Origin of the sequence: Vibrio hyugaensis, from assembly GCF_002906655.1 — a bacterium.
In the GTDB taxonomy this organism is placed as follows: Bacteria; Pseudomonadota; Gammaproteobacteria; order Enterobacterales; family Vibrionaceae; genus Vibrio; species Vibrio hyugaensis.
The window spans coordinates 1,935,561-1,950,803 of the sequence record NZ_CP025795.1 but is presented as its reverse complement, the minus strand read 5'-3'; the positions used below and the strand labels follow the sequence as shown (position 1 = coordinate 1,950,803).

11 protein-coding genes are annotated in these 15,243 nt (G+C 46.8%); 8 read left to right on the top strand and 3 right to left on the bottom strand.

Features of this window, described 5'->3' with window-relative positions:
- The 7 genes from C1S74_RS25705 to C1S74_RS25675 all read left to right on the top strand — a co-directional run bounded on the left by C1S74_RS25705 (window position 1) and on the right by C1S74_RS25675 (window position 8,151).
- Entirely contained in the window at window positions 1-549 is a 549-nt protein-coding gene (locus tag C1S74_RS25705; protein WP_045398799.1) for a rod-binding protein, read from the top strand.
- Window positions 550-1,923, top strand: coding sequence for a flagellar hook-associated protein FlgK (gene flgK / locus C1S74_RS25700; RefSeq protein ID WP_039987115.1), 1,374 nt, complete (start codon window positions 550-552; stop codon window positions 1,921-1,923).
- A 12-nt stretch (window positions 1,924-1,935) separates the two neighbouring features.
- A complete protein-coding gene (gene flgL / locus C1S74_RS25695; protein ID WP_005432410.1) occupies window positions 1,936-2,835 on the top strand; it encodes a flagellar hook-associated protein FlgL in 900 nt (299 codons plus the stop codon).
- An 11-nt stretch (window positions 2,836-2,846) separates the two neighbouring features.
- Window positions 2,847-3,887, top strand: coding sequence for a flagellin (locus C1S74_RS25690; RefSeq protein ID WP_045398798.1), 1,041 nt, complete (start codon window positions 2,847-2,849; stop codon window positions 3,885-3,887).
- 241 nt (window positions 3,888-4,128) lie between these two features.
- Window positions 4,129-5,034, top strand: coding sequence for a LysR family transcriptional regulator (locus tag C1S74_RS25685; RefSeq protein ID WP_045398796.1), 906 nt, complete (start codon window positions 4,129-4,131; stop codon window positions 5,032-5,034).
- Window positions 5,035-5,149: 115 nt separating this feature from the next.
- Complete coding sequence (locus C1S74_RS25680; protein ID WP_045398794.1) at window positions 5,150-6,586, top strand: DUF1254 domain-containing protein; 1,437 nt, start codon at window positions 5,150-5,152, stop codon at window positions 6,584-6,586.
- 23 nt (window positions 6,587-6,609) lie between these two features.
- Window positions 6,610-8,151, top strand: a complete 1,542-nt coding sequence (locus C1S74_RS25675) for a sulfatase-like hydrolase/transferase (protein WP_045398793.1) — start codon at window positions 6,610-6,612, stop codon at window positions 8,149-8,151.
- Between the two features lie 143 nt (window positions 8,152-8,294).
- Here the strand turns inward: C1S74_RS25675 and C1S74_RS25670 are convergent, their stop codons facing one another.
- Complete coding sequence (locus tag C1S74_RS25670; protein ID WP_045398792.1) at window positions 8,295-9,503, bottom strand: OmpP1/FadL family transporter; 1,209 nt, start codon at window positions 9,501-9,503, stop codon at window positions 8,295-8,297.
- An 81-nt stretch (window positions 9,504-9,584) separates the two neighbouring features.
- Window positions 9,585-10,991: a DUF1254 domain-containing protein gene (locus C1S74_RS25665; protein WP_045398791.1), complete on the bottom strand. Its 1,407-nt coding sequence runs from the start codon at window positions 10,989-10,991 to the stop codon at window positions 9,585-9,587.
- Window positions 10,992-11,192: 201 nt separating this feature from the next.
- Here C1S74_RS25665 and C1S74_RS25660 point away from each other — a divergent pair, with 201 nt between their 5' ends.
- A complete protein-coding gene (locus C1S74_RS25660; RefSeq protein WP_045398790.1) occupies window positions 11,193-12,338 on the top strand; it encodes an anaerobic sulfatase maturase in 1,146 nt (381 codons plus the stop codon).
- A 93-nt stretch (window positions 12,339-12,431) separates the two neighbouring features.
- Here the strand turns inward: C1S74_RS25660 and C1S74_RS25655 are convergent, their stop codons facing one another.
- Window positions 12,432-15,149, bottom strand: a complete 2,718-nt coding sequence (locus C1S74_RS25655) for a DUF2339 domain-containing protein (RefSeq protein ID WP_045398789.1) — start codon at window positions 15,147-15,149, stop codon at window positions 12,432-12,434.
- Window positions 15,150-15,243 lie beyond the last annotated feature (94 nt).

The following is a 15,243-nucleotide window of genomic DNA, read 5'->3' as shown; positions in this document are numbered from 1 at the left end:
ATGAAGTTAGATACAAGCGGCGATCAAGCACAAATCAATACCATGATGTATCACGACAACAGCGCCCTAGCGAGCATCAAGAAAAGCCGCGATCAAGAAGGTGCTCTTGAAGTGGTTGCGGGTCAATTCGAGGCGATGTTCCTACAAATGGTGCTACGCCAAATGCGCAGCAGCAGTGATGTATTGGCCGACAAAGACAGCCCGTTTGCCAGCCAACAACAAGGCGTGTTTCGCGATATGTACGATGGGCAGTTAGCGATGGAGTTGGCGAAAAAACAGAACTCCGGCATCGCCAATATGCTGATCCAGCAACTTAGCCCTTCAATGCGCGAAGTGGCGTTCGACCAATCACGTAATGTGTCTCCGGCGAACGATGGAAAAGTGGTCAGCCTTGAACGCACGTCACAACTTGAAAACGATGAAATCGCGATGAAGACCGACGCAGTTAATCCCACGCTGCAAGCGGTCGCCTCTGTTAAACAAGTGCTCGGTGAAGCCGGAATGACGACCGCGTTTACTCAGCCGCTGATCAGGAAAATGGAGCTGTAAATGAACCTTGTTAATATCGCCCTTTCAGGCTTAAACGCGAACCGTGTGGCGTTGGATGTGACCGCGCAAAACGTGGCAAACATCAACACGCCGGGATACAGCCGACAACAAGCGCTAACCGCGTCTGTCGGTGACGGTAAGTACAACAAGCTCAGCCCAGGCATGGGCGTTGAAGTGACGAGCATTCGCCGTGTCACAGACCAGTTCTTGGTGAAGCAAACGTGGTCCACCAACAGTTTAGCGGCTTATTCAGCGGGTTATACCACCGCAATGAGCCAGCTCGAGAATACGCTTGGCGCGGATGGATTCAGTGTTTCTGCGGGGTTAGATTCCCTCAATGCTGCGCTTAATGATGCCACAGTAAAACCAGAATCAATCCCATACCGTCAGCAGATCATTAATGAATCGGAAGCGTTGGCGCGCCGATTCAATACGTTAACAGAGTCTCTTCACAATCAGCATAAAGACATGAGTGACCAGCGCACTGCGGCGTTGAACCATGCCAATAGCTTGATGGCGAACATTGCGGATGTGAACAAGCAGATCGTAGAGATGCAAGGCACGGGCGGCAATCCGGCTCAATTGATGGACACTCGCGATGTGTTGATTGGCGAGCTTTCTCAAATCGTTGAAATCAAAACTACCGACCAACCAGACGGCAGCATGCAGGTGACACTCGCTTCTGGTCAGCCTTTGGTAATGGGTTCGGATTACGGTCAGCTGACAGCGAAGCCAGACCCAAGCGACCCATATCTTGCGGATTTGAGTGTCGATTTCGCCTCGCAAAGCTTTGTCATTGACCATTCGGTAGGCGGCAAGTTGGGCGCGATTAACGATTATCAAACCGAAGTGCTAAAGCCAAACCAAGTCGCTTTGGATGACATGGCAAAAGCATTGGCGGATGAATACAACGCTGTGCTGGCGACAGGGCAAGATCTTAACGGCAATCCGGGCAAGCCATTGTTTAGCTACGATCCGGCAAACCCAGCAGCAAGCCTAACCATTACTGATATCAGCGCGGAAGAGTTGGCGTTCTCCAGTGATGGCACTCCGGGTAATGCAGATGTGTTGAATGACCTAATTCAACTGAGCAATAAGCCGGTTTCAGTTACTGGCTATGGCTCGCTGAGCTTAAACGATGCGTTCACCGCAATGGTTGGTGAAACGGCGATCAAAGCCCGCCAAGCAGAAGCGGATTATGAAGCTAAAGCAGCAATGAACAAACAAGCGCATGCCGCGCGCGACAACGTCAGTGCGGTGAACAGCGATGAAGAAGCGGCGAACCTGATGACATTTGCTAACGCACACAACGCCAACATGAAAGTCATTAGCACCGCTAACCAGCTTTTCGACTCTGTATTGCAGTTATTCTAAAAGGAACCCGAGATGCGAATCAGTGACAGTCAATTTAGCCAAATGATGCTGCAAAGCCTGCAAACCAACAATGCAGGTTTGGGGCATGTTCTTCAACAAATGGCCACGGGTGACCGACTAACCAAGCTTTCTGACGATCCTATGGCGTCGATTAAGCTGCTGAACCTTGAGCGTGAAAACAGCGCAATTGGCCAGTATCAGAGCAATATCGCTAATCTGAAAACCACACTTTCTGCTCAAGAAACCCACTTGGATTCGGTCAACGAGAGCTTGAAGAGTGTGCGTGATTTGGTGCTTTGGGGCGCGAACGGCACATTAACTGATGAAGACCGTAGCGGCATGATCATCGAGCTTAAAAGCTACCGTGATTCCATTGAATCCTCATTCAATGCTCAAGATGAAGAAGGCCACTACTTGTTTTCTGGTACTCAGACGGACACGCCTGCGGTGAGCAATGCTGGCGGTGCGTACCAAGTTGATGGAAATAGCGATAAACGCGTGGTAACCGTCGCAAAAGGCGTGACCATGGATTCCAACATGACGGCGAAAGAGATTCTGGAGCTTGGTGGTGGCGATAATGTTTTGAACCAAATCGATGCGTTGATTGCAGAATTTGAGAACCCGAGTCCGAATTTTCAAGCGGAAGTAGACGCTAGCTTATCTGCCATTGATGATACCTTGGCGAACGTACTGGGGGCGATGACAGAAATTGGTGGTCGCCATAATAACCTCGACCTAATGGACAGCGCACACGGTGAAAACAAGCTGTTCGTTGATAAGGTGACCAGTGACTTATCTGCATTGGATTACGGTGAGGCGTCAGTACGTTTGAGCAACTACATGGCCGCGTTACAAGCAACGCAAGCTAGCTACGTGAAGATCAACGATCTCAACCTGTTTGATCGTATTTAAGGAAGTTTTGTATGGTGATGAGCACAGTAGAGGTAAGACCCCATAGCATACGCTTAGGTGGGCAAGAACAAGCCTCTATCATGCCAACCCGCTCAGCGGATTCGAGCAGTGCGATTAAACCGCGTCCTACGCAAGTTCAGGCTGACACCGCGTCAGCCTATTCCGTTTCCGGTATTCAGCTTACTCAAGGTCAGCAACAAGCAACTGCGGTGCAAATTGCCTCTAAGTCGTTGCAAGTGATTGGTAAAGAGCTGACTCAAATCAAGCGAGGTTTGACCCAAGCTGTCAACCAAGGCGTGCAGAATGTTCCCGGTTTGCAAGAAGGGCTAGTACGTTCTAAAGCATCGATTCAACAAGTGGTTGAACAGGCGCGCTTTGACGGGCAGAAAGTGATTGATAATGAGCTGCACCTCAAACTGGATAAAGCGGATATTCGCCGTTTCTCCATTCCCGGTTTGAACGTGCATCGTTTGAGTGAGAAAGCCGAGCAAATCCGCTTAGATTTTCCGCAAGGTCAATCGGTGATGATCCAATTTGATGGTCAAGCCGATGGTGCGCGCACCGTGAAAATGCTCGACCGCAGTTTGATTGCGATGGGCATGCGAGCGTCACTGGCAGAAGACGGCACCATTTTGTTTGAAGCGCGCGATACGGCATATCAACAAATGCAGCAAAAGGTGCTAGTGACGGGCGAAGGTCATCGCTTTCCTGCAGGGCAAGCGAATGTTCTGAACCTAAAATCAGAACCGGATGGCATCGCTGAATTGAGCTTTGATTTAGGCTCTCGTGATGGCATCAAGCAAACCATCGCCAAAGTGAATCAACACATAAGGCAGGTGCAAACCAGCTTGGATGAAGCCAAAGCGTTTCACGGTGAGCTGAACTCGCAAATGCGTACTGTGCAGAGCCAATCCAAGCAGTTAAGTGTTGCTGATGTGAATGCGAAACTCGATGGCTTTATGGCCACTTCCGGTCAGTTCAGCTCGACGTTCCAAGCGCTGAATGCACAAGCGAATGTTCGTCGTCATACGGTTGTGGCGTTGTCGAAATAAGTCTTCAGTTGAAATAGCGCGTTAAGAACACTCCAAGATTCCCTTCTCAATTCACCAGTGGTTGCGTAACCCAGAAAAGAGTTGGGAATCACCTTTCTTTAAAATGTCGTGATACCTTTAATGAAAAGGTTGGCAATGCGTGTTCTTTGCGTTGTCAAATAAGCAAAATTTTCAGCGTTCTGACATACGAAATCTAACTTATTGAATGATATTAAGTAGATGAAAGAAAGGCGAAAGCGAAATGGGTAAAGACTACAACCTCTTACATGTATTGTTGGTATTGGCTGAAGAAAGGCAGACGGTGCTTGCCGCCAAGAAACTGAATTTGAGTCAGCCGACCATCAGTGTCATGCTGCGTAAATTAAGAGAACAGTTTGATGACCCTTTGTTTGTTCGCGACAAGAACACCCTAGAGCCAACACCTAAGTGCGAGAAAATACTACAAACCTTGCCGGCCGTATTGGATCAATTAGATTCCCTTTATCTAGAGAATACCCAATGGGATATCCACTCTGAAGAGGAAGAAATCGAGCTCTATTTTGCTCCGCCACTTATGACTCTACTTGGTGTGCCCCTGATCAAGCGATTAACGACGCTTACGCCGAATTTGACCGTACAATGTCAGCAATGGGATTTGGGGACAGCGACCAAGCTTGATACACATCGACGTAGTTGGGGGGTGACTTATCTTCCTTTAGAAACCAATAAGAGTTTGGTGCAGCGAGATTTAGGTGCGGATAGATTTGGCTTATTGATGCGTGCTGAGCACCCTCTAAAAAACAGTCTTGTTGAAGATATTGTGGAGTATCCCATTTGTATCTGTGCTATTCCGGGTAGCAATGCGGCGTCTCAAGCTGAGAAGGTATTGCACCAACACCGAATTGATAAAAACATTAATGCTCGAGTGGGTGACTTAAACCTGATGCTCCAATTGCTCGAACAAAGCGACTACATTGGTATTCTGCCACAACGGTTTTTAAGCGTACTTGGGGAAGAGTTCCGCTTTATGCCATTCCCTGAGCAGATTATTCCGAGTGGTCATCGCCGTCATATGGCGTTGTTTACCCACCAACGTCATCGTCGTCACCCTCTGACGGAATGGCTGGAGAACCAACTCAAACTGATATTGGAAGAAACCGAGTTTTAGGTGTATCTGCAATAAGTTAATCGCTTAACTCAATCCCTATTACGTTTCTTAATAGATGGTATAGAAAAAGGAAAAAACGAATTTAGATAAAGTGTGCTGAAAGAGGAGAAATCTTATGAAACACACTTTAGCCAAATGGGTGACGGGAACACTATTGGTATGTAGTTGTTCAACCTATACCTCTGTTTATGCCGCAGAAGCGACACCGACTCCGGTGGCAGAACAAATAAGCCAAGCACTGAATACCGAATCCTACACACTGGGAGTCAATGCTTACCTTTGGGGATCAACCCTAGTTCGACTTGAGCGCATTGCTCGCCAATATACTGATGTTTCTAAACCGCAAGCCTCAACAAGTTATCGAGCACCACTCAACCAATTTGGGCACGCGCGTCAGTTGCCTGGCCCTGCCGATACCGACATGCCGACAGCAAACCAAGACACACTCTATTCCAGTGCAATTCTTGATTTGAGCCAAGGCCCAATCGTACTTTCAGTACCAGAAGTCAAAGACCGCTACTACGTGATCGATCTGTTTGATATGTGGCACAACCTATTCAAATACGTGGGGACAAGGGCTACGGGTAGCCAATCTCATCAATACCTTATTGTGCCTCCGGGTTGGGAAAAGCCAAAAGATCTTCCCTACGATTTGACTGTGGTCGAAGCACCAACGACTAAAGTTTGGTTATGGGGACGCACACAAGTCTTTGGTGAACAAGACTATCCTGCGGTTCATGCGATTCAAGATGGTTACAAGTTAACGCCGCTTGCGGTCTATGAAGGAAAAGCGAAGCACGTTAAAACTAAAGCGTTGGCGAAACAGCCTGGTGATGAAGCCGATCCACTGCGCTTTTTTGTCGAGCTTGGGGAATACCTAAAAGCGAATCCAGTCGATGAACGTCAACGCGCGTTATTGGGACAGTTTGCCAAGATTGGTTTAACCAAAGATGGTTTTGATCGTGAGCGCTTAACACCTCAAGCGCAGCAAGCCTTAGCAAAAGCCATTAAGGACGGTGAAAATATCGTCAGTGCGCAGATTGGTAATCCAGCCAACGTCATCAACAAAAACGGTTGGAATTACTCGTTTGTTCTTGACCAATTTGGTGATGACAATGCGCTGCGTTCCATGATTGCACATCCTTATTTAGGTGGCCAAGGGGCTATTGAAGCGCTTTATCCATTAGCGTATACCGATGCCAAAGGTGCGCCGCTAACCGGTAAAAAGAACTACACCATGCACTTTGATCAAGCGCCGCCGGTTGGAGCTTTCTGGTCGGTCACGGTATATGACGCGAAAAGCAAAATGCTGATCGATAACTCCTTGAAACGTTATGCACTCAATAGCCAATCCCCTTTACAGAAAAATGAAGATGGGTCGTTTGACCTGATCTTTTCTCATCAAAAACCAACGGGTGCGAAGCAAAGCAACTGGCTTGCAACGCCTGAAAGTGGCTTCTACGTCATTACTCGTCTCTATATTCCATCAAAGCCGATTCTTGATATGAAGTGGACAGTTCCAGCCATCACCGCCGAATCATCAACACAATAATTGAAAGGTAGGGTAGTCGTACTATGAAAAAATCCTTGTTAGCGCTCGCAATTGCATCGAGCGCATCGTTAAACGTTATGGCGGCATCAGGCCAGCCGAATATAGTTACCATCATGGTTGATGATGTGAGCCCTGCAGACATTTCTGCTTACCACCGAGGCTTAGGCGCGATTGATACACCCAATATAGATCGCATTGCGAAGAGCGGTATGATGGTCAGTGATTATTACGCCCAAGGTAGTTCTACTGCTGGTCGTTCTGCTTTCATTACGGGTCAATATCCGATTCGAACTGGGTTAACGACAGTAGGTCAGCCGGGTTCAAATATTGGTATTCAGGATAAAACCCCCACTCTGGCGCAAATGCTCAAGGACAAGGGCTATTCAACCGTTGCGGTGGGGAAAGATCACATAGGTGATCGCAACAAGTTCCTACTGACTCGCCATGGCTTCGATGAGTTCTTTGGCTTTCTTTATCACTTGAATGTGATGGAAATGCCCGAACAACCAGAATTTCCCCAAGATCCTAATTTTGTTGGTCGACCACGTAATGTCATTCACTCTGTTGCAACGGATAAGTTCGATAACACTAAAGACCCACGTTGGGGCACGGTTGGTAAACAAAAGATTGAAGACAAAGGTCCGCTAACCAGTGAACGTATGAAGCATGTCGACGATGAGTTTGTTGATTTCGCCACAAACTGGATAGATGAGCATCAGGCAAACGCGCCGGATAAGCCATTCTTCATGTGGTTTAACCCATCTCGTATGCACCAACAAATTCACGTTAAAGACGAATATCTTGGCGCGAGTGGGCACACCGAATATTTCGATGCATTGAAAGAGTTGGATGATCAAGTTGGTGTGCTATTGGATAAACTGGATAAAGAAGGTTTAACCGATAACACCATTATCATGTTCACGGCGGATAACGGTATCAACTTGGATCATTGGCCGATGGCTGGCTCAGCACAATTTAAAGGTCAGAAGGGCACGACATGGGATGGCGCATTCCGTGTGCCAATGCTCGTCAGTTGGCCGGGCCATATCCCTGAAGGTCAATACACTGGCGAATTCATGACGTCGGAAGATTGGGTTCCAACTTTAATGGCGGCCGCGGGTGAAGATAATATCAAGCAAAAGCTATTGAACGGCACCAAAATCAACGGAACAAGTTTTAAAGCGCACCTTGATGGTTACAACCAGTTGGACATGCTGACCAAAGGGGAGAAGAGTCCACGTAAAGAGTTCTTCTACTTTAACGAGACAGATCTGAATGCGGTTCGAGTTGGTAAGTGGAAAGTGCATTTGAAGACCAAAACAGAGTGGGTTGAGCCTGCGAAAAATTGGCCTTTAGGTATCTTAATGGACATTAAAGCGGACCCATACGAGCGTACGCCGGAAACTCGTGGTTGGTTCTTGTGGATGAAAGAGCGCTCTTGGGCCGTACCAGTCATTCAGAAAGAGATGGTTAAATTCCAGAAATCGATGAAAGAATTCCCACCTGCGCAAAAGTCAGGTGGTATCGGTATGTCTGACCACAGCATTGTGGATAGCAAGAAGTAGCGACGTAGTGTAAAAGCGATAATAAAAGGGGAAGTGAGTGGTTCACTTCCCCTTTTTCTTATTCAATCAATATGTTTTTTTAACGGTGAACACGATCATCTTTAAAATCAATCACCTAAAACCAATTACCTAAAACTGACCATCTAAAAAGCCATGTTCACGAGTAAACCAAAGAATTGATTCTGGTTATCGAACTGGCCTTGCATGGTGTCTGTAGCAATATCAGGGTCGCCATAATCGACATAGCTGTAATAGCCGCTTAAGTCGATTGTTGGACTCCATTGGTAGTTCATCCCAATGCTGTATCTGTGTTGGCTATCGACCGGAAGGTCTGGTGACTGTATCGATGCATCATCAAGTGGCGAAGAGGCATAGCCAACACCCCCTTCGAGTCTTAATTTTGATGTGATTTGGTATCTCGCACCAACAGCCGCTGACCAAACGTCTTCAAAGTTTCGTGGAATTTGAGTGAATCGGTCATCGTTGATTTCAACATGAGTGGATTTATTCTTACTCCATTGTTCAAAGCCAAGGCTCCAAACCAAACTGAGTGGTGTCGTGATTTGATGTAAACCAGAAAGCTCGAGTTGGCGAGGGTTTAGGACTGTCACACCAGCTTGACCAGACATTGCGGGAATGTCTTTATAAATCGGCCCTGCAATATGATAACGGAATGCATCGGTATTGAGCTTACCGGTTAGGTCATGGTTCATCTCAGAACGATAGGCCAAGCCGAGGCGGTTATCTTCGTCAATCTGAAACATAGCACCTAAGTTATAGCCGAGTGTCCAAGAGTCCGTTTCTAAGTGTGCGTGATCAATGAGGAGATTTTGTTCATAAGTGGCGTAGTCTATTTGCAACCCCATCCCCACAGACCAGCGCGGATTAATTTGATAAGAGAGGCTTGGGTTAAACTGAAGCACGCTCAAGCGTAAATCGTTCAGCTCCATTTTCCCTGCGTAGTCAGTGCCATAATCTAGTGCACTGCCGCCTTGAGCAGAAAAGCTCATTCCAACATGAATTTTATCCGACAAAGGCTGTACATAATAAATAGAACCATAAGGCTGAAACCCGCCTGCGTCATTCGCACTCTGGCTGGAATCATTGTCGTCGTAGTTGATGTCAAGCGCCATCGCAGCCAGATTTATCGAAAGAGATGGAGTATCTAGATAAGACATGCCGGCAGGATTACTGAAAGCGACGGATGCATTCTCGGCGACAACAGCACCACCTGCGCCTGCGGTACTGACGGACATTTGGCTCATTTCAGAAACAAGCGTACCTGCTGCATCGGCTTGAAAGGCGAAGAGTAAGCCACTGGCAATAAGGGAGAGTGAAAAGGGTTTGTTCATTGAAAGCTCGTCCTCTTAAAACGACACTACCTCGCTTAACAGAGTATTCGCGAGGCAGTATCGTTAGAAAAAGTGGTTTTATTATTTTTGAGTTTTGGTCACTTGTGGCAGTGAATATTGGTTGTTAAGAACCTCTTTTGATGGCTCATACAAACGCATGTGTAAGTAAAAATCGCCCTCAGGTGCAGGTAGCCAGTTACATTGTTTATCGCTTGGCTTGTTATGTTGAATACAGACGGTGAGTGAGCCATCTTGGTTGTATTGCAGTTCGTCTTTTCTCAAGCTAGAGATGGAGTAGCGATCAATTGGGTTATCAACCATGAACAGATGTTTCGCATCGTACATTGTTAAAGACCAAAACGCGTTTGCCGGTGGACTGGCTGGCATGGTCATTCGGTATTCATTTTGACCATTGAGCTGCTTGTTATTGGAATCGGTATAGCGGTTTGGATACAAAGCACGTTCTGGTGTATTTAAACCAATCGCGCGGAAGTTAATGGTTGCGCGGCTAAGGTAATCGCTGCCATAGCGGCCACCTTCATACATCATCGACCAACCGTTGTTCTTAGTTCCAACAGAGCGGCTCGCCCATTTAACAATGTTTTGTGAGCTTTCTAGTGCACGCAATAAACCATGTTTTTGTGCGTCAGACAACGCGTTAGCATTAAAGGGTTTCTCGCCGCCAATGCCAATGTATTTGAATTGCTCAACGATAGCTTTGTCTTCCGGCAATGGGTTGTGACGCATTTCATTATCAATCGCGGCGTACCATGCAAGACCTACAGGGAGAGTTGGTGCAGGCATCCCCTTATTGGTTGGCGTCTGTTTTACTGCTTGGTGGGTTTGCCCCAGTTCGGTAAGAGGGTAATTAACGAACTTCGAATGAACCCCTTTTGCTGCTGCGAGGTCTTTTTCTCCCGCAACGGCGGTACGTTGGATATACCAAACATTGGGTGTGCGAGATTCTACAACCTTATCAATACCTTTTGGTACTTTGCCTTTCCAGCCTCTATTGACCAATAACACCTTGCTACCTTTTGTTCCAACGTTGCTGGATATCAAGTTGTCAATGGCTTCAGAGTAACTGTCCAGTAACTGAACGATGAAATAGCGATCGTCGGTTTCGGGGATTTCAAGCACCAAAGGACCCGTTTGATCTAAGTTAATTTGCGATTGTGAGTAAAGTGTGTCGTTGTTCACTGTTGGAACAAGTTTATCGTCAGGCCCCATGAGTCGATAGGTTTTGCCCATTTGGTTCATCGGCGCCATACCGTTGCTTAAAGGACGGTCGGTGTCTGTTGAGGTTTGTCTTACCATAGAGATTGCCAGTGGGCCTGCACCATATAACATGGCTTGCACACCGAGCGTGTAGGCGAGTTCTTCTTCAGCAGACGGTTTTATTTTCTCTTGTGGAGCGGCTTGTACGGAATAACTGCTAACGATCGCAAGCGTTAGTGGAAGCAATGGGAAAGATCGTTTCGATAGCATAGAACCTCTCTAATATTGAGTAGATTTAGGTTAAGTGGGATAAATAAAACCACGATATCAACCCCATCAAACAAACGAAAATTGAAAGAGTTAATACAAGGTATAGGGATTTATAATTCGGTTTGAGTAAGGGTGTTTTTTATACTGGCGAGGTTATGCCATTTAATAAGTGGTTACCGTTTTTCTTTGTGGGGTTTCGCCATGTCATCGTCATTGCCTTATAGCTTGTTCATTAAAGCCGAGGGAGGAAAATGCAATCTGGATTGCCACTACTGTTATTACTTAAAACATGAAGATCCCAATGCACCGACGATGGACCGTCAATTGTTAGAGACACTGATTCGTGACCATATTGATGCTCAACCTGAAGGAGCTCCGCAAGTCGATTTTGTTTGGCATGGAGGCGAGCCTTTGCTCAGTGGATTAGGGTTTTATCAAGAAGTCGTCGATTTACAAAAGCGCCACAATAAAGGCAAGAAAATCATCAATACATTGCAAACCAATGGCACCTTGATTAATGCGCGTTGGGCCGAGTTCTTCCATCAAAATAGCTTCATGCTCGGCATCAGTATTGACGGACCTAATTTGCTCAATGACATCGCTCGTATTGATAAGCAAGGAAAGTCTTCGTTTGAACGTACCATACGTGGCGTTAAACATCTCAAGCAGCAAAAGGTCGAATTTAACACGTTGACGGTAGTGAATAATAAGACCTATCAACACGGCAAAATGATCTACCAGTTTCTCAAAGAGAACGGCAGTGACTATCTGCAATTTCAACCGTGTATTGATCATGAACTGGATCGCCGAAGTGATCATGATTGGACATTAACTGGCAAACAGTGGGGACGTTTTCTTTGCGATGTGTTTGATGCGTGGCGCGAAGAAGACGTAGGTAAGGTTTACGTCCAGTTCTTCGAAAATTGTCTGATGGTATTAATGGGCTACCAAAGCCAAATGTGTCATCACAGTGCGACATGTGGTCAGCAATTAATGACCGAATCTAACGGTGATGTGTTTAGTTGTGATCACTTTGGCTATGATGACTACAAGCTTGGTCAACTGCAAGAAACCTCACTCCGTCAGATGGTAAACAGTGAAGCGCAGTTAGCCTTCGGACAAGCAAAGCAAGAAGCGCTTTCCAACCAATGCAAGCAGTGTGACTTTTTGCCGATGTGTGAAGGTGGTTGCCCGAAAAATCGTCTGCTTAAAACGCCTCAAAGTGAGCCGCATAATGTGTTATGCGAGGGGTATGAGATGTTCTTTCAGCATGCATTACCACACTTATTGCGAATGGTCGATGCAATGCAAAAAGGTCACTCACCCGCTTATTATCACTTGTTTTAAGATTGAATTCGCAACAAGTGCTTGTGATTCAATTCAAACGTTTCCCGAAAGCAATGATAACTGCAATCGGGAATCGCTACTTTGATTGAGCGTTTATTCAGTGTGCTCTTCGGGTTGTGCCTCGGTTGACTGGGCGAGTGAACGGTTCAGTTTCTGGAACAACCAACCCAGCGCAATCAATGAAGCCCCTAAGCCCAAGAAGCTGATGGCTCGCCAGAATCCGTCCAGCGAGCGAACATCCCATAAGAACACTTTAAGTGCGACACAAGCCAGTACAGCCAAACCGATGCGTTGAATCGTCATCGTTTTACGCGTTACACCTCCCCAGGTTAGCAAGCCACCAACAATCAATCCTGCAATCGAGTAGGTGAACAGCTCTGCCATGCCCGTTGGTTGGTCAAGCGTCATTGAGATGGGTTGCCAAAACTGACGAATCGACATGCCTAGCCACACTGCAGTCAGAGTAAGACCAAACCCAGCGACGAAGGTGTATGGAATCTGTAATGTGTTCCAACGTTTGTAAGTGGTAACAAGTAGGATAGCAGCAGGTAGCAACCAACCGAGTGACAGCATGTTAAACAGTGGCATAGCATCGGCAGAAACGTTGTTGACCATCAATGGCGACTCACCACTGTTGAGTAAGGCGATAAACAGAACAAAAGCACTCCACAATAAGTAACTGTATGCTTGATAAACGCGCTCTAATTGCTGTGCGAATTGGCTGCGATAGCTATAAACTAAGCCCATCACCAGCGCTTGGTTGGCAAACACAACGGCTGATGTGAAATCCATATCGCCGAGATAGCCATAATGCCCTGTTAACCAGTAGTTGGTTTGGGTAAATATCGCCATTAAGAACACGTGTAAAAATGCCCCTTCAAACCAATTTGCTAAGTCAGTATCTGAACGATGTAGAACTGTACGAGCGTAAGCAAGAATCACCAACGAAGGTAAATAGCTAATTAATACCCAAGCCCAATGCTGTGAATCAATAGGTTGCCACTCTGGAATGAGTGGTAATAAGGTTAGGCGCACCACCAAGATCCCCATCGCGACTTTGACTGCCCAACTTGCAGGGCGGAATAGATTGGATTGAGTTTGTAACGCCATCACCGCGACTTGAATCGAAATAGCAGTAGTGAGCCAAGTGCCACTCAGCCAAACGAAAGCCGTCCCTGCTATGATTGCGTGCATGATGGCAGAACATTCCAGCGCTAACGCTTTGAATCTTTGTCCAAGTAAAGCGTAGTAAATTGCAATCAGTGCAGTGAAGAATGTCCAGCCTAAAACGTGGCTGCTCATAAACTCGTATATGTAGAGCAGGGTAATTAACGTCATTGACGGTGCAAGTACAAGGAACAAAATACCGGTGAGCTTTGAATGATCGCCGGCAAGGGTTTGGCTCAGTGTTCTGAACGTAATGAGCACAATACTGATGCCAAACGCGATAAGCACAGGTGTTTTCCCCTCAGTCATGTAGATAGATTCTAGGGCGACAGACAGCAGCATGATCGCGGTAGAAGGCACCAAAATAGACGGTAAGTAGACTCTTAACGACCAGCTTTGGCGAATGGCAGGTAGCCAAATCATAGCGACAAAGAAGGTGTAGAAGTAAACCATCTGCATCGTTTCGATGGTAGACATGCGGGCCAGTGCTGATAACACCAATAACGTAATTGCAAGCGCAATGCCTGTTGGTGGATGCATCCATTTCCCTAGGCAATGACGATAACGCGGTTTGAGCATCCACCCCATTCTTGGAACCGCAAACAGCAGGTACAAGGTGAGTGACAGGAACATAGTTAGCCAAGAAAACAGCTGTTCAAGCGGCATGCTTTCAATCAGCAGCAACATCCACAAAATGTGCGGGATGGTAATCGATGGTGAAATCCAAGCGTGTCGGATTTTTTGCATTAACAGCGTTGCTGCGACGGAAATAGCCGTGATGTAGCCTGCGAGCAAGAAATAATTTGGTTCTGTGCCACTAATCCAAAGTGGGGCAGAGTAACCGCCAATTAAGCCAAGCACCGCCATTAAAGGCCCTTGGCGCAAGGACAGTGCCAAACTAGAGAAAGCTGCACCCGCTAAAATCAACAGCGATGCACTGGGCGATAAGAGCTGATAGAAGACAAACGCAAAGATCACCGTGCAGTAGATACCCGTTAAGCCCGTTCCGGTAATGGCGGCTGGGACATAAGTGAAGCCTTTTGCTCGCTTTGCTCGGTCTGGGCTTTTCTGTTCGCGGCGATGGAACCACTCCCCTGCCAGCACAGTAGCAAGGGAGATGGAGAACGTGATGGTGACACGCATGATTGGTGAGAATTCAATGTGGCTACCAATCACTTGCACGAGATAACCGCCGCCAATCAACATGGCGAGTGCACCCACCCAAACTAACCAGTTTTCTTGGATGTTCGTCAGTAGCTTGCTAGCTTGTTTCTCAAATACCGATTCGCTGCTCTGTGCCAGGCCCCCAATGTGGACTTCATCCAAGGAAGGTAAAGTCGGTTCTACTATCGGTGGTGGTGCTTCTTTGGCCGATTGTGCCACGACGATGGGTTCTGACACTGGTGATGGTTCAGACTTCGGAACGTTTTGCACCGCTGATGTGTTTGGCGCTTGAGGCGGTGATGCTTGATCTTGTTCAGAAGGTGTTGTTCTCTCAAACCAACGCGCGCGCAGTTCTGCCAGCTCTTTATGCAGGTGGGAAACCTCGTTTTCCAACTGCGATATTCGTCCGACCGCTTTTAATGTGATGAGTATGGCGACAATCGCCAAAATAACCGCCAATGAGGTAAACAACTGTTGCACTCCCTTCCTTGTTCCAGAATCCTTAACTTTGAGCAACTTAGCTAAGTTTAGTTCACTGTGTGACAAGCTAACGCGATATACAACAATGAAAGAG